Origin of the sequence: Neotamlana laminarinivorans, from assembly GCF_020523925.1 — a bacterium.
Lineage (GTDB): Bacteria > Bacteroidota > Bacteroidia > Flavobacteriales > Flavobacteriaceae > Neotamlana > Neotamlana laminarinivorans.
Genome location: NZ_JAJAPW010000001.1, coordinates 107,419 through 132,889, shown reverse-complemented (window position 1 = coordinate 132,889; position 25,471 = coordinate 107,419). Strand labels below are relative to the sequence as shown.

Genomic DNA, 25,471 nt, shown 5'->3' with positions numbered 1-25,471 from the left:
CGACTTTATTAACTTTACTTACACACTGACTAAAAGTCATTTAAAACAAGTAAAAAACCGACATTTTGTCTTTTAAATTGTATTGGTAAGATTATTGACTATTACCCAATGTAAAGAAAAACAAATTTAAGCTATGAACTTTAATAATTATACAATAAAATCGCAAGAAGCCATACAACAAGCGCAACAAATAGCGCAAAGTTTTGGCCATCAACAAATAGATAACGAACATCTTTTCAAAGGAATTTTTGAAGTAGATGAAAACGTTCTTCCATTTATACTTAAAAAACTAAATGTAAACGTTAGTATTTTAAAACAAGCTTTAGATAAACAACTAGAAAGTTTTGCAAAAGTATCTGGAACAGACTTAATGCTATCGAGAGAAGCCGGAAAAACATTAAATGAGGCTTCAATTATTGCAAAAAACAAAAAAGATGACTTTGTATCTATAGAACATTTAATTTTAGCTATTTTTAAATCTAAAAGTAAAATTGCTCAAATGCTAAAAGATCAAGGTGTTACTACCTCAACTTTAAATGCAGCAATTGAAGAATTAAGACAAGGCGAAAACGTAACCTCTCAAAGTCAAGAAGACACCTATAATTCGCTTAACAAATATGCCAAAAACTTAAACCAATTGGCTAAAGATGGAAAACTAGACCCAGTTATTGGTCGAGATGAGGAAATTCGTAGAATTCTTCAAATTTTATCTCGTCGTACCAAAAACAATCCTATTTTGGTTGGCGAACCTGGTACTGGTAAAACAGCCATTGCTGAAGGTTTAGCACATAGAATTATAGATGGCGATATTCCAGAAAACCTAAAGGATAAGCAAATTTTCGCCCTAGATATGGGTGCTCTTATCGCTGGTGCAAAATATAAAGGTGAATTTGAAGAACGCTTAAAAGCCGTTATAAAAGAAGTAACAACAAGCGAAGGCGATATTGTTCTATTTATAGATGAAATTCACACACTTGTTGGTGCTGGTGGTGGCCAAGGCGCCATGGATGCTGCAAATATTTTAAAACCCGCTTTAGCACGTGGTGAATTAAGAGCTATTGGTGCAACAACCCTTGATGAGTATCAAAAATACTTTGAAAAAGATAAAGCACTAGAGCGTCGTTTCCAAAAAGTAATGGTAGACGAGCCAGATACAGAAAGTGCAATTTCTATTTTAAGAGGTATTAAAGAAAAGTACGAAACACACCATAAAGTTCGTATAAAAGACGAGGCAATTATTGGTGCAGTAGAGCTATCTACACGGTACATAACCAATAGATATTTACCAGACAAGGCTATTGATTTAATGGATGAAGCAGCTTCAAAATTGCGTATGGAAATCAATTCTAAACCAGAAGAATTAGATGTGATGGACAGAAAAATTATGCAGTTAGAAATTGAAATTGAAGCCATTAAACGAGAGAAGGATGAAACTAAATTAAAATCTTTGAGAAGCGATTTAGCAAACCTTAAAGAAGCTCGCAACGAAATTAATGCCAAATGGAAAAGCGAAAAAGAAGTTGTAGATAATATCCAAAATACAAAACAAGATATTGAAAACTACAAACTAGAAGCCGAACGCGCCGAACGTGAAGGTAATTATGGCAAAGTAGCAGAATTACGCTATGGCAAAATTAAAGAAGCCCAAGAAGCTCTTGAAACGTACCAAAAACAATTACAAGCACAATCTGAAAACTCCTTAATTAAAGAAGAAGTTACTTATGAAGATATTGCCGAAGTTGTAGCGAAGTGGACAGGAATTCCTGTTACAAAAATGATACAAAGCGAGCGTGAAAAACTTTTAAAATTAGAAGATGAGTTACACAAACGTGTTGTTGGCCAAGAAGAAGCTATAGAAGCTGTAAGTGATGCTGTGCGCCGTAGTCGTGCCGGATTACAAAATCCGCAAAAACCTATAGGAACATTTTTATTTCTTGGTACTACGGGTGTTGGTAAAACCGAACTTGCCAAGGCTCTCGCAGAATATTTATTTGATGACGAAAATGCAATGACTAGAATAGATATGAGCGAATACCAAGAGCGTCATGCTGTAAGCCGTTTGGTTGGAGCACCTCCAGGATATGTTGGTTACGATGAAGGCGGACAATTAACCGAAGCTGTTAGACGTAAACCTTATTCTGTTGTACTTTTAGATGAAATTGAAAAAGCACACCCAGATACATTTAATATCCTTTTACAAGTTTTAGACGAAGGCCATTTAACAGATAATAAAGGCAGAATTGCCGATTTTAAAAACACTATTATTATCATGACTTCAAATATGGGAAGCCATATAATACAAGAGCGATTTGAGGCTACAAAAGATATTGATTCGGCAATAGAAGCCGCAAAAGTAGATGTTTTAGGGTTGTTAAAACAAAGTGTTCGCCCCGAGTTTTTAAACCGTATAGACGACACTGTAATGTTCACACCTCTATCTAAAGAAAACATTGTAGATATTGTGGGGCTTCAGCTTAAAGCTATTACAAAAATGATTGCCAAACAAGGTATTACTTTTGATGCCACTCAAGAAGCTATTCAATATTTAGCTAAAAAAGGATACAATCCAGAGTATGGAGCAAGACCAGTAAAACGAATCATACAAAAAGAAGTTTTAAACGCTTTAAGTAAAGAAATTTTAGCTGGTAAAGTAACCACAGATAGTATTATTTTATTAGATGCTTTTGATGAAAAATTAGTGTTTCGTAATCAAGGAGAATTAGTAAAAGAAGAATTTTAGCACATTTTTTCGATGAAATACATAGCTAAAATTAACATAAAATAACAATAAAAACTAGCCTGATTTAACAACTTAAACCAGGCTAGTTTTTTAACACAAAATCCTCGACTCTGATAGACAACACCTTACATTACTGGATTTTTAACATTTATTTTATTGTATAAAAAAACATGAGGTTTATAATAAAAATCAACAATCTCTTGTTAACAAAAAACAAAGTATTCCTCGATAAACGGTTAGTTTTTATTTATACATTAGCCGTAAGATAACTTACAAGAACCCTACTTCTCTTGAAAGTTATTTATTACATAATTAACCCTAAAACGAACGAATGAATATATCACATTTTATTGATTACTCAATTGTAGCGCCCTCAACTACCGAACACGAAATTATAGACCATTGCTATAATGCCAAAAAAAATGGGAACTACGCTGTAACATTAAATAGCTGTTATGTTCCTTTAGCAAAACAATTATTAGCAGGAAGCGAAATTAAAATTTGTGCTACTGTTGGTTTTCCTTTTGGATTTGCCGATACCAAAACTAAAATTTTTGAAGCCAAAACCGCTATAAATGATGGTGCCAACGAAATCGATATGGCTATTAATTTAGGCTATCTAAAAAGTAGAAATTACGTTTCGGTTTTAAAAGATATTTTTGAAGTTAAACGTGCCATTGGAGATGTACCTTTAAAAGCAACAATTGAAATTTCAGAATTAACAAAAAATGAAATTATTAAGGTATGCGAAATATGCATGGATGCTCAAGTAGATTTTATAAAAACCTCTAGTGGATTTGCTAAAGGAGGAGCAACACTTACAGCTGTAAAAATTATTAAAAAAACGGTTAAAAACAGAATTAAAATTATTGCTTCTGATGGTATAGATGATTACGAAACTATTTTAAAATATATTGAAATGGGTGCAGATTTGGTTGGCACAAACGCTAATGTAATGCAAGTAAACAAAACACAACAAGCCAGAAATTCTAAAATTTTTAAGCAGTATATTGAGAATTTAGAGAAAAAAGATAATCCAAATAGTAATACCGATATTATCACCTCTAAAACCACCGAACTAAATAATTAAATTTACACCTTATTTATATTTTTAAGGGAATAATATTTATTTTTGAAAGAATACTTTCTTTTTAATAAATATTATTCCCTTAATTTTTTATAAATGGATTTAAATAAATTTATAGATCACACCTTACTAAAACCAACAGCAACCAAAGAAGACATAATAACACTATGCAACGAAGCAAAAACACATCAGTTTTTCTCGGTATGTGTAAATAGCTGTTATGTACAATTAGCCAAAAAACAGCTTGAAAATACTAATGTTAAGGTTTGTAGCGTTATAGGTTTTCCTTTAGGAGCTATGAGCACTCATGCAAAAGTTGAAGAAACTAAAGACGCTATTAAAAACGGGGCAGATGAAATTGACATGGTTATAAATATAGGTTTAATTAAAAGCAACGATTTTGATGCTGTTGCCCAAGATATTAAAGCCGTAAAAACAATAATGCCTAATACCATTTTAAAAGTTATTTTAGAGACTTGTTATTTAACTGACTCTGAAATTATACAAGCCAGCGAAATTTCTATCAATAATGGAGCAGATTTTATTAAAACTTCTACCGGATTTGGTACGGCCGGAGCAACTTTACATCATGTAAAATTAATGAAACAAATTACTGGAAATAAAGCTAAAGTAAAAGCTTCTGGAGGTATAAAAAATGCTGAAACCGCTGTGGCATTCATTAATTTAGGGGCAGAACGTTTAGGCACATCCTCTGGTATTGCTATTATATCTGGAGAAACATCAAACTCTAACTATTAAAATATGAGTATACACATTGACGCTGTAAAAGGCGATATTGCAGAAACCATTTTATTACCAGGCGACCCACTAAGAGCAAAGTGGATTGCTGAAACATATTTAGATAACCCTGTATGCTTTAATACAGTTAGAAATATGTTTGGTTACACAGGTACTTATAACGAAAAAACTATTTCTGTTATGGGTACTGGTATGGGTATTCCATCAATTTCTATTTATGCTAATGAACTTATAACTGAGTTTGGAGTAAAAAATTTAATACGTGTAGGCAGTGCGGGTTCTTATAGAAAAGATGTAAAAGTTCGAGATATTGTTATAGCAATGTCGGCTTCATCTAACTCTGGTATAAATAACTTACGCTTTACTGGTGCAAACTACGCACCAACAGCAAGCTTTAATTTATTTAAAAAAGCCATAGATGCAGCTAATACTAAAAAAATAGTTTTTAAAGCTGGTAATGTATTATCATCGGATGAATTTTATGCAGACGATTTTAATTCGTACAAAAAATGGGCTGAATTTGGTGTACTTTGTGTAGAAATGGAAGCTGCTGGTTTATACACAGTAGCAGCAAAACATAACGCTAATGCGCTTGCTATTTTAACCATTTCAGATTCTTTAGTTACAGGAGAAAAAACCACGAGTAAAGAACGAGAAACAACCTTTAAGAATATGATTGAAATTGCTTTGGAGCTTGCTTAAATTGGAGATACTTTAACTGCTTCTAACTCTATTTTAGACAGCAACGTTAATTCACCTTTTTCAAATAATAGGTCTAAATTTCCTAGAGTTATATCATTTTCTTTAGGTTTGTAATTATTGTAATCTACCATCCTTACACCATTTAAAAACCGTTCGTTATAAGCCTCTCTAAACCTATAACCTCTTCCGGTAGCTTCAGCGTACGAATAGGCTAAATAATCAACAAAAAATGTGTTCTTATTTATCCAATAAATAAATTCATCATCAAAATCTTCACCACCGCCTTCTTCATTAAATGTTACTTTTATTTTATAGTAAGTTTTACCTTTAACTTCAACTTCAGCTAAAAACGTTTTATTCACAGCCTTATCATTTAAACCATAAGGCAACACCGAAAAATAATGTACAGAATTCACAGAGCTTGTATAAGCATCGGCCTTCTTTTTATCAACATCAACTAAAGTATCATTAATATATCTTTTAAAACTAGAGTTGTTTAAAACATCCTTCACGACACCTATAGAATCGCTAAAAACACGCTGAAACTCAAACTTACCTCCTGCCCGTTTTGCTTTGTAATGTTTGTCTCTAAAATCGAAGTCTAGAACCGCGTTTTTAAGTGTTTCACCTCCAGATTTTAAAATTGATGTATTTATAATTTCGTTAGCATTAGGTTGTTCCGTTTTACAACTAAAAGCTAAACATGTAAAAATTAATATGATGATATTTTTGTAAGGCATGATGGTTCGTTTATTTTAAAGTCGGAAAAAATGATGTAACCTAATATTTTAAGTTGAAAGTAATTTTTTGATGCGTAAATTTCTGAGATAAAACATTAATTGAAGCTTCGCTAAGCTGTAAAACTCTGGGATAACCACCTGTAGTTTGGCAATCGCGCATTAAAATAATGAGTTTTCCTGCTGGTGTTAATTGCACCGTACCTGGTAAAACCAACGATGTTATAATGGGTTTTAAATTATTGGGAAGAACTTCGTTTAATTGATATGCCATACGGTTATTATCTTTTGAAATACTAAATTCTTGTGATAATAATTGACCTTGCTGTTCCTTGGTTAGTAAATTAAACTCGGGACCTTTAAACACGTTTATATTGTTTTTTTCTAGATAGGCATCATTAAACCTAATGGAAGCGAATGCAGGTTTAAAGTTCGTGTTTAAATCATCAAACTCTATTTCATCATTATTTTCTAAAACATATGTTTTTGTGATACCAGAATACATCGATTGACTTCCCAATACTTTATCAGATTTTATTCCGCCTAAAACTGCTAAATAACACCTAAACCCCTTTTGTAGTTTACCAAAAGACAAAATATCTCCTGAATTTACAGCAACAGCCTTATTTATAGTAATGGCTTTGTTATTTAACTTAGGCGACATGTTTGCACCAGAAATAGCGATTAAAGTTGGTTTAGTAAACAGAAGTTTTGCTCCTAGCATGGTCATTTCTAAAACAGCTGTATTAGGTTTATTGCCTAAAATTGCATTAGCAAAAGCGGCTGCTTTTCTGTCCATAACTCCAGAAAATGGCACACCAAAGTCTTGGTAGTTTTCACGACCAAAGTCTTGCACAGTGCTATATAAACCTCTATTTATTACTTTAATCATTAATCACCTCGCTTTCTATAATATAAACATCGTGTTCAACTAAAGTTTTAATATCTAAAAACTCTTTTTTAGAAACCGGGATAAACTTTATACCATCTCCTGCTCTAGCAAAACAAGGCTCACTTTTATTAACGTTAAAAAAATTAATAGGCGTTTGCCCAATAATATTCCAACCGCCAGGGCTATTGCTTGGGTAAATTCCAGTTTGATTTCCGCCAATAGCAACAGATCCTTTTTCTATTTGTAAACGTGGTGTCGCTTTTCGTGGTGTTTCTAAAGCATTGTCTAATCCGCCTAAATATAAAAACCCTGGTAAAAAACCAATAAAATAGACTTTGTAAGTAACTTGCGAATGCTTTTCAATTACCGTTTCAATAGATAGACCTTTTTTGTTTGCTAAATTTGCTAAATCTATACCAAAAAACGGATCGTAACACACAGGTATTTTCCAAATTTTATTTTGAAATGATATGATTTCTGTTTGAGATTGATAAATACTTTTAAGCGTAGTTATTAAACTTTCAACATCTGTAATGTTATTTTTAAACTGAATTAATAATGATTGATACGCGTGTTTTATCACCGTAATTTCAAACATTTCTAAAGCTTTTATTTTCGCTTTAAATTGTAAAACATCATTTAAAATATCTTCATCAATGGTTTTAGGCCATTCAATTAAAATGGAACGTTCATTAAATTGCTTATATGTTAAATTATAACTCATAAACTAACTAATAAATATGCCTTTACTTTTTAACTGAATCACTAAATATTTTATTAATTGTATGGCTTTGGGGTTGTCTCCATGCACACAAAATGTTTGCGCCTTTATTGGTGTTTCTGTGTTTTTTATAGTTAATACTTTTTGTTGAGTAAACATTTTATAAACATGGTTAAACACCAATTTTTCATCTTTAATAACTGCATTTTCCTGGTTTCTGGACACTAAAGTTAAATCGGGATTATAATTTCTATCGACAAAAGCTTCAAAAACAACTTCAATATTATTTTTAATAGCCAAATCTGCTAAAACCGATTTATATGGCGCATACAATTTAACTTTAATAGATAATTGCTTCATTACTTCAACTACCGCTGTAGCTGCTTCGGTGTTAATTGCAGCATAATTATAAAGTGCACCGTGAGGTTTTATATGATGAAGTTTTAAGTTTTCTTCATTTATAATCTTTATTAAAATTTCAATTTGATTTTTTAAAGATTCAACTAAATCATTAAAAGGCATGTCAACAATAACTCTTCCAAAGTTTTCTTTATCTGGATACGATGGATGCGCACCTATTTTAACATGATGTTGTTTCGCTAGTTTTACAACGGTTTGCATCGTTTCTTCATCACCTGCATGACCACCACAAGCAATATTACAAGACGAAACTAGCGGTATTAATTGCGCTTCGTTGTTTATTCCTTCACCTACATCGGCATTTATATCGATTATATTTTGCATTAAAATAAGTTGAAGTTGAATATTTTGTTAATTGTTGCTACCGAAAGTAAAATACTAATTAACAGAATTAAAATAGCCAATATATTTTGCTTTAATGAATTTTTAAATGCTCCTAAAACCGATGATTTGTTAACTAACCATAATAAAATTACAGCCATAAACGGTAGTAAAATTCCATTAGAAACTTGAGCAAATTTTATAATATCGATAGGTTTTATGCCTACTGATGAAAATATAACACCTAAAATTAAAACAATTGCCCAGACCGATTGAAACTTTTTACTTTTTAAATGAGACGACCAACCAAAACACCCACTAGCCACATAAGCAGCTGCTAAAGGCGCTGTAATTGCACTTGTTAAACCTGCAGCAAATAAGCCAATAGCTAGAAAATATTTTGCAAAACTACCAAATAAAGGCTCTAAACCTTTTGCTAAATCTGATGCATTGCTAATATTGTTTCCTTGCATTGATGCGGCCGAAACAATGATAGCCATTGATACTACTCCGCCTAGGACGACAGCAATTATGGTATCTTTTTTAGCCAGACCTAAATCGGATGTTTTATTCCATTTTTCTTTCACTAAAGAAGCATGTAAAAACAAATTATACGGCACTACAGTTGTACCAATTAAACCTATAATTAACAACAAACTATTTCCTGGAAAACTAGGAACAAAAGCACCTTTAAAAATAGATACAACATCTGGTTTTGTTAATATTGCTGAAACCAGAAAAGCTAAACTCATTAAAATGACTAAAGCTAAAAGCACACGTTCTAGTATTTTATAATTGCCTAAATACAGTAAAACAAAGGCTAATCCTCCTAAAATAATACTAAGAATATTAATTGAGTATCCAAAAACATTAACTGAAGGATTACCTAAAACAGTTTGCAAGCCTAAAACGCCACCAGAAATATTCCCTGCTTCGTAAGCCGCATTACCAATAACTATGGCCGATAGCATTAAAACTATTACAAAACCTTTAAACCAAGGATGCTTTATTTCTGTTCTGATGATATCAGATAAGCCTTTTTGAGTAATTATACCTAATCTGGCAGACATTTCTTGAAGCACAATAGTTGCAACTATTGATAATACTAAAGCCCACAATAAAGCATAACCAAAACCCGCACCAGCTAATGTGCAAACGGTTACAGATCCTGGACCTATAAAAGCAGCTGCAATTAATGGCCCTGGACCTATATTTTTAAACCAACTTTTCATAGATTTTAGCTTAAGCATTAAATTTATTAAATTCAAAATGGTTTTTAAAGCTAATTAAAAATTAAAATTTAGGTTTTACCATAAACCTATAAATATTAATAAGTAATATAATCCAGAAATTATAAATACGATTCCTGCTATTAGGCGCATAACTTTCTCTACTTTAGTAATTTTATTATAAAACAACCCAATTTTATCTGCCGTAAAGGCTAACAAATAAGAAAATAACATAACAGGAAAACCTGTACCTAAGGCATATATTATAGGTAAATATAACCCACCTGTTGATGTAATTGAAATTGGTATTAGAATAACAAAAAATAAAGCTCCGCTATATGGACAGAATGCCAACGCAAAGAGAGCCCCAAGAAAAAAAGGACTGAGCATGCCTTTGTTTTCAAATTTATTAGAGAATTTTTCTTGAAGGTTGAGTTTTTCTAAAAAACTGATTTTCAAAATATTTATCATTATCAAGCCAATTACAATTAATAACGGGCCTAATAATTTTTCTCCGTATTGATTAAAAAATCGAGAAACATGAAATTTACTAGCTCCAAAAAATAAAATTAAACCAATTAAAGTATAACTAAAAGCTCTACCTAAAGAATACAGTAAACCACTTAAAAGTACTGTTCGTTTATTTGTTATATTTTTTGTAATAAAAGCTGTTGCTGTAATATTTGTAGCTAATGGGCATGGACTAACTGCCGCCATTAACCCTAGAATAAATGCCGATAATATTGGAATATTGTATTGCTCTAAAAGCGATTGTAAAAATTCCATTTAAATATTTTTTAATTCTGCATCTATTTTGGCTTTTAATTTTTTTGAAAAAACTTCTTTATTATTACCATTCAAAAATGCGAATTCGGTTAAATCAATTTGTTTTTCTTCACCATTTTTTATCACATTTAAAAAAAGTGCTGTACTTGATGCTTGAAACTTTTTAGCTATTTTTTCATTTTCTTTTTTATCTACATTAACAACTTGAAAGGTAATTTTCCCTTTACTTAAAGCTTCTTTAAAATAAGTATTTAAAGTATATTTTGTATTAGCTTCAATTGCATTACAAGTCATGCACCTATGTGTCGCATGAAAATCTAATACTTCAATTTTTGAAATTGATGTATTTAATATTTTTTTAGAGCTTTTATCTTGACTATTGCAAGACATAAACATAATGCCTAATACTATTACACAAAGTGTTTTTACTAATTTCATTATCTGTTATTTTTTAATTTATAATATAATGTTGAACACATATCCTGATAGAATTATACAAAGTGTTACAACGCCAAAAAAGGTTGCAATAAGCTTAAATGTCATCACCTTTTTTAATAACATTGCTTCTGGAAGTGATAGCCCAACAACACCCATCATAAAAGCAATTGCTGTTCCTAAAGGAATACCTTTATGTACCAAAACCTGTACTACAGGAAGAATACCGGAAGCATTAGAATACATTGGTACGGCCAAAATAGTTACTATAGGTACTGCAAATAAGTTATCTTTATCCATATATCTTTCAAAAAAACCTTCAGAAATATAACCATGCATTAATCCTCCAATAGCTATACCAACTAATACGTAAGGAATAATCCCTTTTAAAATTTTTAATACTTCTGCCCAAATAATAGGTAGCCGCTGTTTTAAACTTAGTTTTTCTTCTTGAAATAAATCTTGCTCTCGCTGCGCATCTGCCAAAACTGTTTTAACCCAAGGCGTTAAAAAACGCTCTAACTTTAATTTTTGAAGTATTATACCAGATATTGTACCTAATAACACACCACTTATTACATAAATTAAAGTTGTTTTTACACCAAATAAGCCTATAAAAAGCCCAACTGCAACTTCGTTTACCAATGGCGATGTTATTAAAAATGCAAAGGTTACCCCCAATGGAATACCACCTCGAACAAAACCAATAAACAAAGGCACAGATGAACATGAACAAAATGGAGTAACTACCCCAAAAAGACTTGCTAAAAGATATTCTAAACCATATAATTTATTTTTTGATAGGTAACTTCTAACTTTATCTATTGGAAAATAGCTATTTACAATACCCATAAAAAAAATAACCACAAAAAGTAGAATTAAAATTTTTATAGAATCATAGATAAAAAAGTTTAATGCTTTCGCTAAATGTTGATTAGTGTTTAGGTTAAAAACACTATATACCAACCAATCTGCAATGTGTTGAATCCAGTCGAACATTTTAAAAAAGCCTTATATTTTATAAATTGAATTAAGTAAACTTAGCTTTAATTTAATAATGCTAATATTTCTTCGCCAGATGGTACCCTCCCTTTAATAGTTACCTCATTGTTTACTACTAAAGCTGGTGTAGTCATTATATTGTACTTCATGATTTCCATAATGTCTTCTACTTTCTCTACAGTGGCATCAATATTATTTTCTTTAACCACTTTTTGAACAATACTTACCATAGATTGACATTTTGGACAACCAGTTCCTAAAATTTTAATTGCTAAACTCATAATATTATTAATTGTTTATCGTAAATAAACGATATAGTTATTAAAAAAATATTAATCAAAAAAACGGTTAAACAACTCTTTAGCTATAGCCCAGTTTTCTTGATTTATACAGTATTTTATTTTTGGTGGTTTTAATTCTCCTTGAATTAACCCAGCATTTTTTAATTCTTTTAAATGTTGCGAAATTGTAGATTGTGCCAAAGGAAACACATCAACTAAATCTCCTGTATAGCAACACGTTTGGTTTTCTAAATAATTTAAAATTGAAACACGCATAGGATGCGATAATGCTTTGGCATACATTGCTAAAGCTTCTGCTTTTTTATCATATTGTATTGTTTCTAAACTTCTTTTCATTTTATTATCGCAAATTTACGATTGGTTTTTAAAAAGAAATGTGACAAAAGTCACATTTCTTAAAATTTATAAAAATTATTTTTTTGTAGTATTCAAGGAGTAAATTGCAAAACTGCCCAACCAATGGCTTCCCATATAATCGTCTCCAAAAATGTTTGGTAAAGCGTAGTTAATATGTTTGTTTGCAATGTTTTTTAAATGATTGTATTCTGGTAAACCTTCTGCTATTGTATATAAATTCCAAGCTCTTGAAAAGTTTAAACCATCTAAATGCACAAGTTTCCCATCAGATCTATCGGAAACCTCACCAGGTGCTAAATCATAATTTTTATTTTCTAATTGTGGTAAAAACTTAGTTAGCCATAATTTGTATTCTTCTTTTGGTAATAAGCGCTTCATTAAAGCGGCTTCTTCTAAACATGGCGATAAAAAGTCGCTTCCACTAGGTTCCCATGACATTGGGCAATCTTCATCGTTTAAAAAGAAATATTTAGCACGTGCTTCAATAGCTTGTTTTAAATCTAGCCGTTGTGTTGCCAAAGCATAATCGTAAGCAAAACTTAAACCAAACGCTGTATTGGTATGTTGCCCAACACGTAACGGGTAGTTAAGTTTTGGTAAATATTCTATATATTTTTCGCAAAGTAAATCTACTAATGGTTGTAAATTAGCTTCTAAAGTTCTGGCCAAAGGCGTATTCCAGGTGTGAAGTTCTTCAGCCATTTTTAATAACCACGCCCAACCGTATGTGCGTTCGTAGTTTTTATTGTGTTCGCCTTTAAAGTACTCTATTTCTTGTTTAATATTTTCTTCAGAAATATTGTTTAATAAACTTTCTTTAATTTCTTCGGCTTTATCTATCTCTGGAAAATACTTTAATAACGAAATTAAACTCCAGTGCCCATGTACCGATGAATGCCAATCGTAACATCCATAAAATGCAGGGTGTAGTGTACTTGGCGATTTTAAATCTTGATCGCTGCCCAAAGTTTGTGAAAGTCTATTTGGATATTCTGTATTTAAGCAATGTAGGGGTAATTCGGCCAATTTGTTGGCTTGCTCTAAATTAAGTTTAGGCACTTCAACTATTTCTGGTTTTTCTGTAGTTTCTTGAAAAACATCAACCTTATCTTTTTGATTATTATTACAGCTCAAGATTGATATTAACGTGATTGTTAGAATTTGTTTTTTCATTTAATAAATTTAGAAAAATAACTCTTATAATAACATATTGAGGTAAAAATTGCTATAATTTTATTCTTAACCTTCTACCCCAACCACCCGTCGCGATCTAAACTTCTATATTGTATAGCTTCACTAATATGTGTTCCTGTAACTGTTTCGCTTGCTTCTAAATCGGCAATAGTTCTTGATACTTTTAAAATACGATCGTAAGCTCTAGCCGATAAGTTTAAACGTTCCATAGCGGTTTTTAATAATTGTTTTGAGGCTTCATCTAATCCGCAATATTTTCTAATTTGTTTGGTATTCATTTGGGCGTTGTAATGCACTTTATCGCTGGCCTTAAAACGTTGAGTTTGTATTGCTCTGGCACGGGTTACACGCTTTCTAATATCTACTGAGCTTTCCCCTTTGCGGTCGTCACTCAATTTATCGAATGGTACCGGAGTTACTTCAATATGTATATCAATTCTATCTAACAGTGGCCCTGATATTTTACTTAAATAGCGTTGCATTTCGGCGGGACTTGAAGTTACCGGAGCATCGGGATCGTTAAAATAACCTCCAGGGCTCGGATTCATACTTGCTACCAACATAAACGACGACGGATATGTTACCGTAAATTTTGCTCTAGAAATGGTTACCTCTCTATCCTCTAAAGGTTGGCGCATCACTTCTAAAACTTCTCGTTTAAATTCAGGCAATTCATCTAAAAACAAAACCCCATTGTGCGATAATGATATTTCTCCGGGTTGCGGATAACTACCACCACCAACCAAAGCCACGTTCGATATAGTGTGATGCGGACTCCGAAACGGGCGTTGTGCCATTAAACCGCTATCTTTTACACGCCCAACTACCGAATGAATTTTTGTGGTTTCCAAAGCTTCGTGCAGCGTCATAGGTGGTAAAATACTAGGTAAACGCTTTGCTAACATGGTTTTACCTGCTCCGGGTGGTCCAATTAAAATAATATTATGTCCGCCAGCGGCAGCTATTTCCATACAGCGTTTTATGCCTTCTTGCCCTTTTACATCGGCAAAATCGAATTCGGGAAAATCTAAACTTTTTTCAAATTCTTTTCTAGTATCAATAATGGTTTGTTCTAGAGCTTCTCCTTTATCAAAAAAGTTTATAACCTGTTTAATATTTTCAATACCATAAACCTCTAAATCGTTAACAATGGCAGCTTCTTTTGCATTTTGCTTTGGTAAAATAAATCCTTTAAAACCTTCTTCTCTGGCCTTAACTGCAATAGGCAATGCGCCTTTTATGGGTTGTAAGCTACCATCTAAAGAAAGTTCGCCCATAATTAAATATTGCTCTAAATTATCAGCTTTTATTTGACTGGTTGATGCTAAAATACCAATGGCTAAAGTTAAATCGTATGCACTGCCTTCTTTACGTAAATCGGCTGGCGACATATTAATAATTATTTTCTTTCCTGGAATTCTGTATCCATTATTTTGTAACGCCGCTGCAATACGGTAGTTACTTTCTTTTATGGCATTATCGGGTAACCCTACAAGGTGGTAACCTATGCCTTTATCTACATTTACCTCAACTGTTATGGTGGTGGCTTCAACGCCAAAAACGGCGCTTCCAAAAACTTTTTTAAGCATATAATTAGTTTATAACTTAAATGTAATAAAAGTATCCATTAAATCATAAGTATAAACACATTCTTACTAAGATATTTCTTATAAAAAATTAAGGTGTTTTCACCCTATTTAACAGGAAAAAGGCTGTTTATTTAGCACTTTTATTTTTTAACTGATTTATTTTTAGAACTTTACAAAACACAACAACACAATCAGACATAAAACTTTTAATATTAATCCGTAATTTTATGAAACCCTCAAAAAACAAAACAATTATGAAAACAACTTTTAATATAATAGTAACCGTAGGATGTTTTTGCACTATGTTTTTTATTAAATCATGTATTTCAAAAACATCTGTTGAAAAAGACCAACTTAAAGTACCATCGCAAGCTATTAGCTACTCTCAAGCCAATATTTTAGAAGATGAATTTATAAAAACGCGTGCTAATATTTTAAATGATACTTTAGGTTTTGAAGATTCAAGAGAATTTTTATTCTCATTAGATTCTTTAAAACAATACATAGCTTATTTTGAGCGTGAAGCCAAAACACAAGGCTATAAAGATTTAGGTATTAGAATATATTTTGGAGCTTACCCAGAGAGTAAAAAATATCCAGATCCTGGTAAATCGACTGTGTTTCTTGTACCTACTGGAAATAAAATCCAATCTCAAGGATCGTTTAACCCGTTTTTAGCAGTTTATGAAACTGGAGACGATAACATAGAAAGTATATCATCTCTTAATTATGGACACGCTGGTAGACCTCCTAAAAAAATAGAAGAATAGAATAATTTATGACCTACAGCGATGTTTTATCTTATGCCGTAAACTTTTTAGAGCTAATTGCTGCGGTTTTTGCGTTAATACATTACCCAAAATACGTACAATCTACAGAGCGCTACTTTTTACATTTTTTATGGCTAACCTTTTTTATAGATAGTGTTGTAGGTGTTTTTTTTTCAACTTTTTTTGAGTTTGATAATATATGGATTTACTATGCTTACACAGGTTTTAGTTTTAGTTTTTATTGTTGGTGGTATTATAAAGTATTGCTAAAATCTTTGCATAAAATATTAAGCTCTGTCTTTTTCATTATATTTTTAATAGCATTTTTTACAGGCATTTTTTATTTAAATATGCACAAATACATATTTGTAATAGGAGCACTTTTAGTTCTTATTTTAACCTGTTTGCATTTACACCAACTATCAAATTCAGACTACACCTTAAAAATAAAATACAAACTAAGTTTCTGGATAAGCACTGCATTAGTACTTTTTAACATAGGCATGTTTCCGTTAATTTTACTTTCAAATTATTTTAATGTAAGAATGGATAACGTGGTGTTTACCAATATTTTATTTTTTCTTAATTTGGTACTTTATACCTGCTACATTATTGGCTTTATATGGACGAAACAGAAATACAATCATTTTTAATAATATCGTCGGTTGTAGTACTGGTTATTAGTTTTACAATGATTTCTCTTTTTCTTTTATTTAGAAAAAAGAAGAATGATTTAATTTTAGAAAAAAGATTAGCTGAACAAAAATTTGAGCAAGAAATTGCTAAAGCTCAAATTGAAATTAGAGAAGAAACTTTTAGAAACATAAGTTGGGAATTACACGATAACATAGGCCAGTTATTAACCTTAGCTAAAATACAATTAGCAAATAATTTACCTAAAGATGAAGTAAAAGAAACCATTAGTAAAAGTATAAGTGAGTTAAGAACACTATCTAAATTAATAAACCCAGAAACTTTAAAAAATATTGATTTAAAACAAGCATTACAAGATGAAACCAACCGTTTTAACCGATTGAATTTTATTAATGCTAATCTAGAAATTAAAGGCAACATAATAAGTCTAGACCATAAAACTGAAATTGTTTTTTTTAGAATATTACAAGAATTTTTTTCTAATACCATTAAACATGCAAAAGCTTCACATTTATGCGTAACTTTAAATTATTTAAGCAGTGAACTTATAATAACCGCAAAAGATAACGGTTTAGGTTTTAATACTTATAAAACTAACAACTCTGGTATTGGGCTTTCTAACATAAAATCTAGAGCAAATTTAGTTAAGGCAACCGCCAAAATAGAATCTGAAATAAATAAAGGAACTAAACTAACAATAATATACCCTTACGTAAATGGAATTACATAGCGTAGTAATAGTAGAAGACCACAACCTTTTATCTCAAGCCATAGCAGGGTTAGTTAATTCTTTTAATAAATTTACAGTTTTATATACTTGTAAAAACGGAAAAGATCTTTTAACCAAACTTAAAACCCCTACCAACATTCCTGAAATTATTTTAATGGATGTAAATATGCCCATTTTAAATGGTATTGAAACCACCGAAATACTAAAAAACGAATATCCTAACCTAAAAGTGTTAGCGCTTTCTGTTGAAGAAAATGAAACTACCATAATAAAAATGCTAAAAGCCGGAGCAAAAGGCTACTTACTTAAAGATGTTGAAAAAGAAATTTTAGAAACTGCTCTAATTGAAACGATTACTCATGGTTATTATCACACCAAAGATGTATCAAATATTTTAATTAATTCTTTAAATGAAGGCAACAAAGGAAACGTTAAACTAAAAGAACGCGAAATAGAATTTTTAAAAAATGTCTGCTCTGAAATGACCTATAAACAAATTGCCGAAAAAATGTTTTTAAGCCCAAAAACCATAGATGGATATCGTGATAATTTATTTCAAAAATTAGAAGTTAAAAACCGTATAGGTTTAGTACTATACGCCATTAAAAATGGAATTTTTAAAATTTAATAAACAAAAAACGTTTAGAACTTTCACTAAACGTTTTCTTTTAAAATATTTTACTAAGCATACTAGTTACTTGTAAAAGTACCTGGCGTACCGTAATACTTTCCAGACTTTAATACATACCAACCCGCATCTAAGTAATCTTCTGTACTTGCATGGTAATGATATATACCATCTGGAAAATGCTCGGTTACACCAAAGTGGCCACCATACTCATCTAAATCGTCTGGGTATTCTCCATCTTGGTCTTGTTGACCGTACAGAGGAAAACCATCTCTCATAAACCCTACTAATTGATTTTCATCTATTAAAGTACCATATTCTATCTCTGGATTTTCATCTGCATATATTCCAGGGTTTGCACCAACATGATAATGATAATCTGCAAGAGCTCCTGGGTGTCCGCCGGCCGAATCTAAAGTACTTACATCTGCTCCACCCAAAGGAACAGAAGATTGATTGTAATTATTAAAAAAAGGCACACCATTTAATACCATACCTATAGCTGCTAAATCGGTTTCTTCTTTTATTGCTGCTTCGGTAGGATTTGTTGGAATTTCCATAACATATTTAATGGCTCCAATTTCATCGTTATCATTTGCGGCATATGTAATAATGTAATTACCATCTTCATCGTAACTAAATATTCTATCTGCTATTTGGTCTATATAAAAATTTTCTAGTATGCCGTCTGTAACATAATAAGTTGGAAAATCTTCATACAACTCATGTTGCTTTTCATAAACATCATAATAAGGCGTTTTATGGTCGGGTAAACCTGTACTACTAGTAATTGTAATTACTCCTGCTTCTTCATCAACACTTACAGTAACGCCATTAGCATCTTTAAAATATTCTTGAACTACAGCAGTTACAGACACTCCTTCGGTTTCTTCTATACTGCTGCTTGAAGAACTACTATCGCCACTACAAGCATTTAAAATTATAGCTAATAAAGCAATGGTAGTTATAAATAATTTTCTCATGGTAACTATATTTATTAGTTTATTAGTTAGATGCATTCTTAACCAAAAACTTGTTACTCATGTTGTTTTTTTTTGCATAGATTTTAGAAATACTAGTAAATACTCTGGTATAAATTTTACTATTTTTTAATCACAACATTTAAAAATTTAAAATAATAGACGCAAGTTTTTTTGAGATAGCACATCTAAAAAGGAAAAAGATAAACCATGAATAATAGTGTTATACGTGCTAAAAGTAGAATTGTTTATTTCCTATTATTTGTTATCTTATTTAACTGTAGTAGCAATTCAGATTCTAATAATGATGGAGAAACTTCGGATGATTCTCTTGAATCTAATATTACTAATTATTCAGGAACAGCTTCTGTTTCTCAAGGTTTAGCCACAACAACTGTTACAAATTTATATCCCGACGGAACGAGAGTAGCTAGTCTAGGAACAATTACTTCCTACGATGATATTATTTGGACAGTTCCTGCCGAAGGTAATTATGAAAACGATGCTTTTCCGTTTGCACCCGACTTATACAACCCAAATGGAACACAAAACAGCTCTTCTGAAGACGCATTAATCAATTTTGATGACAATGATATTGTAGAAATAGATGCTGATGGCGACCTAATTACAGCATATGTTTTTGCTGATAATTATTTTGAACTTTATATTAACGGAACAGCTGTTGGAAAAGATGCTATACCATTTACAGAATTTAATTCTCATATAATTAAATTTAAAGTAAACCTACCTTTTACTATTGCTATGCTTTTGGTTGATTGGGAAGAAAATTTAGGAGTAGGTTCAGAACTAAATCAAGGATATACCTATTACCCCGGAGACGGCGGTGTAGTTGCTGTTTTTAAAGATACAGATGAAAATATAATTGCTACAACTGGTAGCGAGTGGAAAGCTCAAACGTTTTATACAGCACCAATTAAAGATTTATCTTGCCCAAGTGAAGAAAATAACCTTAGATTAACTGATAATTGTGACACCACCGGATCTACCGACGGAACAAGTTATTATGCTTTACACTGGGAAATTCCTTCAGATTGGACAAACGCTAATTTTGATGACTCTGAATGGCCTAGTGCCTCAACATACACAAACACCGAAATTGGTGTAAATAATAAACCTTCTTACACCAATTTTACAGATATATTTGATGATAACAATAACGACGCAGAGTTTATCTGGTCTACAAATGTAATTTTAGATAACGAAGTAATTGTTAGGTATACTGTAGAGTAATTACAATACTTTTTGATGCTGGTGTTTTTGCTGTGTGTGCAAAATTATCTAAAGGCACCAATACGTTAGTCTCAGGAAAATAGGTGGCACAACAATTTTTAGGAATGTTATAACCAACCACCTTAAAATTATTTGCACAGCGTGTTACGCCGTTAAATTCCGATTTTAAATTAACCACTTGTAATTCTTTTAATCCGCGAGCTTTCATATCATCTTTATTCATAAAAATGATGCGTCTTTCGCTATAAACACCACGATATCTATCGTCTAATCCATAAATAGTTGTATTGAATTGATCGTGACTTCTAATAGTCATCATCACCAATTCGTCGTTTTTTAATTTCCAAGTTGGCATTTTATTTATACTAAAATTAGCTTTACCGGTTTTGGTATTAAATTGCCTTTCGCGCGCGCCATTTGGTAAATAAAAACCTGAAGGCTTTTGTAACTTAGTATTATAATCTTTAAACCCCGAAACTACTTCGGCTATATCATTTCTAACTAAAGTATAATCGTCTTTATAGGCTAACCAATCAATTTTACTTCTAGCACTTAAAGTGGCATTAGCTATACCACAAACCACAGCAACTTCGCTTAACAAATCTTTAGAACAAGGTTCTAAAACACCTTTGGTTGCAGACACAATGCCCATAGAATTCTCTACACTTTGTATTTGTAACCCCGTTTTTTGGTAATCTTTTTCTGTCCTTCCTAAACACGGTAAAATCAATGCTTCTTTACCCGTAACCAAATGCGACCTGTTAAGTTTTGTACTTACATGAACCGTTAAATTACAGTTCTGTAATGCTTGCGATGCGTAAACCGTATCTGGAACAGCAGAAATAAAATTCCCGCCTAAACCAAAAAACACTTTAGCTTTGTTTTCGTACATGGCTTTAATGGCATCAATTACAGCATAACCATGTTTTGTAGTTGGTTTAAAACCGTATTTTGCTTCAATTTTATCTAAAAAAGCTTGAGGTGCAGCTTCCCAAATACCCACTGTACGATCACCTTGCACATTAGAGTGTCCACGAACAGGACAAGTACCTGCGCCCTCTTTTCCTATGCTTCCTTTTAATAATAATAAATTTACCACCTCGCGAATATTATCCACTGCGTTTTGGTGTTGTGTTAAGCCCATAGCCCAACAAATTATAATTTTATTATGGTTAAGAATTAAATTAAAAATGGCATTAAAAGTATCTTCATCTATTCCTGAAGCCTTTAAACAATCGTTAAAATTATAAGTTTTTAAATCTGCTATAAATGCTTCATAACCATAAGTGTGTTTTTCAATAAAGTCTTTATCAAAAACATGAGCTGTTTCTTCTTCTTTTTCTAATAGTTTTAAAAGAATCGCTTTAAATAAAGCAACATCGCCATTAATAGTAACTTGTGCAAAAACATCGGCTATTTGTGTACCACCTGTTAGCATTTTAATAGGATCTTGCGGATTTGTAAACTTTAAAAGTCCGGCTTCTGGCAACGGATTAACTGCTATAATTTTACCTCCGTTTTTCTTACACTTTTCTAATGCCGACAACATTCTTGGGTGGTTAGTTGCTGGATTCTGCCCAATAACCATAACTACTTCGGCTTTATATAAATCGTCTAATGTAACAGAACCTTTACCAATGCCTAAAGTTTCAGACAAAGCACTTCCACTCGCTTCGTGGCACATATTGGAACAATCTGGCAAATTTGCTGTACCAAATTCGCGAACAAATAATTGATATAAAAACGCTGCTTCGTTAGTGGTTCTTCCTGAAGTATAAAAAATAGCTTCATCCGGATTATTAAGTGCATTAAGGTGTGTTCCTACTTTACTAAAAGCATCTTCCCATGAAATAGGTTGATAATGTGTTGCTCCTTCTGCTAAAAACATAGGTTCTGCCAAACGGCCAGATTTACCAATTTCAAAGTCTGTCCAAGTGGCTAATTCTTCAACAGAATGTTTTTTAAAAAATGTGTTATCAATAGTGTTTTTTTGGGCTTCTTCTGCAATTGCTTTTATTCCATTTTCGCAGTATTCACCTATGCTTGAACGCTCATCGTCTGGATCTGGCCATGCGCAACCCGGACAATCGAATCCGCCTTTTTGATTTATTTTTAATGATAGTTTTACACCATCTTTTACACGAGTATATTTTGAAATTTGAGTAATTGCAGACTTAATAGATTGAAAACCAGCACTATTTTCATAAGGTTTTTTAACACTTATATCTGTGAATTTTTCTGGTGTTAATGCTTTATTTAGTTTAGAATTACTCATGAAATTTAATTTATAAAGTAAATCTATTGTTTAAGTATAAACTAACCAAATTAACCTGATATGAAGCTTTAATTTTAACTAAATAATAACTGATTATAAAATTCTCAATTAAATAAACTTTCCTCTTTTTACTAAAACGGTATAACTAATTACAACTTTATCATCTACCGTAATTTGCACATCGTAAATGCCTTTTTTGTTAAAAACGTACCCTAATGTTAAGATATTTTCTGAGACATTATTTGCTGTAGCTTTAATATATTCTTGCTTAAATCTACCATCTATTAATAATTGCAAACTATCGATATTAAAATTTGAAGGTAATTTAACAGAAAAAGATATCTTTTCTCCTTCAACAACTTCATTTTTTAAAACTGATGGTTCTACAGGAATAACATTGTATTTGTAGGTGCTGCCATAAATTAAAGGTTGTTCTACAAACTGATTTAAGGTTAAATCATTATCACATAAAACCCATTTTTCTTCTAAAGGGTAATGCGTTTTTAAAAATAGTTCGGGTGAGGTTAAAAAATAGCCATCATTATAATTTCTTATAAAAATATTTTCATTTACATAAAAAAAACCACTTGCCAATGTAGCATCAGCCAAATACCATTTATTGCAAATTTTTACTGTATTCCAAGAGTGATTTGGAATATCAATTTGATTTACATTAGTATAAACTGTACGACTATAACCGTTTATAATTTCACATTCTAGACCTGCTAGGTTACACAATTCTTTAAGTATGTAAGCATATCCTGTACAAATAGTTTGCTTATGATTAAGTAACCTTGAAAAGAATTTTTCTCTGGATAATTTGTTCCAAACAGAAAAAGCTGTGCTATCGTTTTTAAATTTTTTACGTTTCCTGATTGTTTTTTCACCAAAATAATGGTCGCTTTCAATGTTATTACAAACCCACATGTAAATGGCTCTAAATTTTTCAATATCTGTGGCTAAGTCTTTAGTTAAAAAACAGCTTAACAAAGGCATATTATGCAACCTAAAACCTTGATAAGAGTCTGCAATACTGTCCGCTATTTTAAAATTAACAGATTTAAAATCAGATTTTTGAGAATGACTAAAAACACTTATAAAAAGTATTAAAAAAGCTATTTTATAATACTTCATATTTTAAAATATACCTTTTATTTTTTGCCATAAATTACGTTTACTTCTGTAAGTTTCATTTACTGCAACTTCTCCCATTAAAACATAATCGCTTTCGTCTAGAGTTAATGCTAATTCTTTTTGTTGATCTTCAATTATTATTTCTTTAGACTTAAAACCTATATAACTAATTACTAAAATATCTCCGGCTTTTAACTGTTTAGGAAATGTAAATTCGCCATCAAAATTTGTTGTTGTACCAATGGTTGTTCCTTTTAAAAGAATATTTACACCAGGCAATGGAGTTGACTCATCTGAAATAACTCCTTTTAATAGTGCTTTTTCTGTATTCTTTTCTTTTTTAGCATTATTTATTGAATCTTGAGCAACAATTTCTACATTTTGATTCTTCATTTGGGCTTGAATATGATGTAAAGACATAGCAGAAATTAAAGCAAAACTTGCTACCTTGAACAAATTGCTTCGTTTAACTGAAGATTTCTCTTTATAAGTTTTTAATTGATGTGTTTTAAAATAACCACAAGTGTTTTGTGTATTATTTTTAAAAAATTGATGAATTTCTTTATCACTTAAAGCTCTAAAGTCAATAACTTCTTTTTTGCAAGAACTACAAAAACCGCCAGCACTAGTGTTTTTAAAAGAGTTAAACTTTTCCGCACAAGGCTTTGCTATTGATAACGTAATTTGCTGTTTCATAATTTAAATATTAATGGTTAACAGCTCTAAATTATCAGCTTAATTTGTTCTTAAAAACCCACATTTAGTTAACAGGATAATTAAATGAGTTAACTATAGCTTTTAATGAGTTTAAGTTTTAAGAAGACGTTACAAACTCTAAAGCGCGCCTCTCATTGTAGTACACATTTTTCTTATCTATAAAACCAACATGTCCGCCATGGTTTGGCATTTCTAAATATAATTCCGGGTTTTGTTTGGCTTCTTTAACAGGATAACATTCTGGCGACAAAAATGAATCGTTTAAAGCATTTATAATTAAAGTAGGCACTTTAATATTTGGTAAAAATTGTAACGCACTGCATTTTGTATAATAATCAACAGCATCAATAAAACCATGTGCTTTTGAGGTGTAAACATTATCAAAATCTTGTAAATTTTTAATCGATTTCACAGCTTCAACAGTTAATTTATCTGGAAATTTTTCTTGTTTTTTAGCTAGTGCAACTAATAAACTTTTTAAAAACCTATCGTGATAAGGTTTGTTTTTTAGCTTACTTATTTCTTTACATGATCCATACAAATCGCAAGGTGCAGAAACCGCAATGGCTTTTTTTATTTCTTTAGGAACATTTTGAGTTTCTCCTAAATATTTTAGTAAGAGATTAGCTCCTAAACTAATGCCTTTAATATATATTTCGTCATACTTGTTTTTAGATAAAACATGATTAATCACCTCTTGCAAATCTGTAGTAAAACCAGAATGATAGGTGTGATAACTCAAGTTATCCTCTTCGCTACAACCTCTAAAATTAACCGCCAAAGCATCAACACCGTTTTGGTTAAACAATTTAGCTGTTCCGGTTATATAAGGACGTTTAGAATTCCCCTCTAAACCATGAAGCAAAATGATTATTTTATTAGTTTTCTCTGTTGAATAACTCCAGTCTAAATCTAGAAAGTCCTTATCTTTTAAAGTAATACGTTCGCGTTCTTGATTTAATTTTACGCGGCGTACTAAACCAGAATAAACAGTTGATACAAATCCATTTTTGAAATAAAATGCTGGCTTGTAGGTTGATTCTATTACGGGCATAAGTT

26 protein-coding genes are annotated in these 25,471 nt (G+C 31.4%); 9 read left to right on the top strand and 17 right to left on the bottom strand.

The window, feature by feature from the left end; genetic code table 11:
* The first annotated feature begins 133 nt into the window (after positions 1–133).
* The 4 genes from clpB to deoD all read left to right on the top strand — a co-directional run bounded on the left by clpB (position 134) and on the right by deoD (position 5,288).
* Positions 134–2,740, top strand: coding sequence for an ATP-dependent chaperone ClpB (clpB, locus tag LG649_RS00585; RefSeq protein WP_226539779.1), 2,607 nt, complete (start codon positions 134–136; stop codon positions 2,738–2,740).
* Positions 2,741–3,071: 331 nt separating this feature from the next.
* Positions 3,072–3,830 (top strand): deoxyribose-phosphate aldolase, encoded by a 759-nt coding sequence (gene deoC / locus LG649_RS00580; RefSeq protein WP_226539777.1) that lies wholly within the window; start codon positions 3,072–3,074, stop codon positions 3,828–3,830.
* Positions 3,831–3,923: 93 nt separating this feature from the next.
* On the top strand, positions 3,924–4,586 hold the full coding sequence (deoC, locus tag LG649_RS00575) for a deoxyribose-phosphate aldolase (RefSeq protein WP_226539775.1): 663 nt from the start codon (positions 3,924–3,926) through the stop codon (positions 4,584–4,586).
* Positions 4,587–4,589: 3 nt separating this feature from the next.
* Positions 4,590–5,288, top strand: a complete 699-nt coding sequence (gene deoD, locus LG649_RS00570) for a purine-nucleoside phosphorylase (protein WP_226539773.1) — start codon at positions 4,590–4,592, stop codon at positions 5,286–5,288.
* On the opposite strand, the gene LG649_RS00565 is transcribed toward deoD, so the two are convergent.
* The 12 genes from LG649_RS00565 to LG649_RS00510 all read right to left on the bottom strand — a co-directional run bounded on the left by LG649_RS00565 (position 5,285) and on the right by LG649_RS00510 (position 15,273).
* Positions 5,285–6,028 carry a DUF6503 family protein gene (locus LG649_RS00565; RefSeq protein ID WP_226539771.1) on the bottom strand — a complete coding sequence of 248 codons (744 nt, stop codon included), beginning with the start codon at positions 6,026–6,028 and terminating at the stop codon, positions 5,285–5,287. The genes deoD and LG649_RS00565 overlap by 4 nt on opposite strands.
* Before the next feature lie 40 nt (positions 6,029–6,068).
* Complete coding sequence (locus LG649_RS00560) at positions 6,069–6,917, bottom strand: 5-oxoprolinase subunit C family protein (protein ID WP_226539769.1); 849 nt, start codon at positions 6,915–6,917, stop codon at positions 6,069–6,071.
* Positions 6,910–7,641 (bottom strand): 5-oxoprolinase subunit PxpB, encoded by a 732-nt coding sequence (pxpB, locus tag LG649_RS00555; RefSeq protein ID WP_226539767.1) that lies wholly within the window; start codon positions 7,639–7,641, stop codon positions 6,910–6,912. Before pxpB ends, LG649_RS00560 begins: the two co-directional genes overlap by 8 nt.
* A gap of 3 nt (positions 7,642–7,644) precedes the next feature.
* Entirely contained in the window at positions 7,645–8,382 is a 738-nt protein-coding gene (pxpA, locus tag LG649_RS00550; RefSeq protein ID WP_226539765.1) for a 5-oxoprolinase subunit PxpA, read from the bottom strand.
* The gene (locus tag LG649_RS00545) at positions 8,382–9,611 is read right to left on the bottom strand and encodes an Nramp family divalent metal transporter (RefSeq protein ID WP_226539756.1); all 1,230 of its coding nucleotides are present in this window, start codon (positions 9,609–9,611) and stop codon (positions 8,382–8,384) included. Before LG649_RS00545 ends, pxpA begins: the two co-directional genes overlap by 1 nt.
* Before the next feature lie 75 nt (positions 9,612–9,686).
* On the bottom strand, positions 9,687–10,394 hold the full coding sequence (locus tag LG649_RS00540; RefSeq protein WP_226539741.1) for an aromatic aminobenezylarsenical efflux permease ArsG family transporter: 708 nt from the start codon (positions 10,392–10,394) through the stop codon (positions 9,687–9,689).
* Positions 10,395–10,832: a nitrophenyl compound nitroreductase subunit ArsF family protein gene (locus tag LG649_RS00535; RefSeq protein ID WP_226539739.1), complete on the bottom strand. Its 438-nt coding sequence runs from the start codon at positions 10,830–10,832 to the stop codon at positions 10,395–10,397.
* Positions 10,833–10,850: 18 nt separating this feature from the next.
* The gene (locus tag LG649_RS00530; protein WP_226539725.1) at positions 10,851–11,828 is read right to left on the bottom strand and encodes a permease; all 978 of its coding nucleotides are present in this window, start codon (positions 11,826–11,828) and stop codon (positions 10,851–10,853) included.
* Between the two features lie 47 nt (positions 11,829–11,875).
* A complete protein-coding gene (locus LG649_RS00525) occupies positions 11,876–12,112 on the bottom strand; it encodes a thioredoxin family protein (RefSeq protein ID WP_226539723.1) in 237 nt (78 codons plus the stop codon).
* 51 nt (positions 12,113–12,163) lie between these two features.
* Positions 12,164–12,469 (bottom strand): ArsR/SmtB family transcription factor, encoded by a 306-nt coding sequence (locus LG649_RS00520; protein ID WP_226539720.1) that lies wholly within the window; start codon positions 12,467–12,469, stop codon positions 12,164–12,166.
* A gap of 75 nt (positions 12,470–12,544) precedes the next feature.
* Entirely contained in the window at positions 12,545–13,663 is a 1,119-nt protein-coding gene (locus LG649_RS00515) for a DUF2891 domain-containing protein (RefSeq protein ID WP_226539718.1), read from the bottom strand.
* Positions 13,664–13,737: 74 nt separating this feature from the next.
* Complete coding sequence (locus LG649_RS00510; protein ID WP_226539716.1) at positions 13,738–15,273, bottom strand: YifB family Mg chelatase-like AAA ATPase; 1,536 nt, start codon at positions 15,271–15,273, stop codon at positions 13,738–13,740.
* A gap of 254 nt (positions 15,274–15,527) precedes the next feature.
* Between LG649_RS00510 and LG649_RS00505 the strand changes: the two genes are divergently transcribed.
* Genes LG649_RS00505 through LG649_RS00490 form a run of 4 tightly spaced genes read left to right on the top strand, consistent with a single transcriptional unit; the run spans position 15,528 to position 18,055 of the window.
* Positions 15,528–16,043, top strand: coding sequence for a hypothetical protein (locus LG649_RS00505; protein WP_226539714.1), 516 nt, complete (start codon positions 15,528–15,530; stop codon positions 16,041–16,043).
* Positions 16,044–16,051: 8 nt separating this feature from the next.
* The gene (locus LG649_RS00500; RefSeq protein ID WP_226539712.1) at positions 16,052–16,696 is read left to right on the top strand and encodes a hypothetical protein; all 645 of its coding nucleotides are present in this window, start codon (positions 16,052–16,054) and stop codon (positions 16,694–16,696) included.
* Entirely contained in the window at positions 16,666–17,427 is a 762-nt protein-coding gene (locus tag LG649_RS00495) for a sensor histidine kinase (protein WP_226539710.1), read from the top strand. Before LG649_RS00500 ends, LG649_RS00495 begins: the two co-directional genes overlap by 31 nt.
* A complete protein-coding gene (locus LG649_RS00490) occupies positions 17,414–18,055 on the top strand; it encodes a response regulator transcription factor (protein ID WP_226539708.1) in 642 nt (213 codons plus the stop codon). The genes LG649_RS00495 and LG649_RS00490 overlap by 14 nt, the downstream gene beginning before the upstream one ends.
* 62 nt (positions 18,056–18,117) lie before the next feature.
* Here LG649_RS00490 and LG649_RS00485 read toward each other — a convergent pair whose 3' ends face one another.
* Entirely contained in the window at positions 18,118–19,038 is a 921-nt protein-coding gene (locus tag LG649_RS00485; protein WP_226539706.1) for a YHYH protein, read from the bottom strand.
* Positions 19,039–19,245: 207 nt separating this feature from the next.
* Between LG649_RS00485 and LG649_RS00480 the strand changes: the two genes are divergently transcribed.
* Entirely contained in the window at positions 19,246–20,286 is a 1,041-nt protein-coding gene (locus tag LG649_RS00480) for a hypothetical protein (RefSeq protein WP_226539704.1), read from the top strand.
* Here LG649_RS00480 and LG649_RS00475 read toward each other — a convergent pair.
* The 4 genes from LG649_RS00475 to LG649_RS00460 all read right to left on the bottom strand — a co-directional run bounded on the left by LG649_RS00475 (position 20,267) and on the right by LG649_RS00460 (position 25,466).
* Positions 20,267–22,561, bottom strand: coding sequence for an FdhF/YdeP family oxidoreductase (locus LG649_RS00475; protein WP_226539702.1), 2,295 nt, complete (start codon positions 22,559–22,561; stop codon positions 20,267–20,269). The genes LG649_RS00480 and LG649_RS00475 overlap by 20 nt on opposite strands.
* 108 nt (positions 22,562–22,669) lie before the next feature.
* A complete protein-coding gene (locus tag LG649_RS00470) occupies positions 22,670–23,695 on the bottom strand; it encodes a transglutaminase domain-containing protein (protein ID WP_226539700.1) in 1,026 nt (341 codons plus the stop codon).
* 3 nt (positions 23,696–23,698) lie between these two features.
* Positions 23,699–24,391, bottom strand: a complete 693-nt coding sequence (locus LG649_RS00465; RefSeq protein ID WP_226539698.1) for a carboxypeptidase-like regulatory domain-containing protein — start codon at positions 24,389–24,391, stop codon at positions 23,699–23,701.
* 118 nt (positions 24,392–24,509) lie between these two features.
* A complete protein-coding gene (locus tag LG649_RS00460) occupies positions 24,510–25,466 on the bottom strand; it encodes a YheT family hydrolase (protein WP_226539696.1) in 957 nt (318 codons plus the stop codon).
* Between the last annotated feature and the right edge of the window lie 5 nt (positions 25,467–25,471).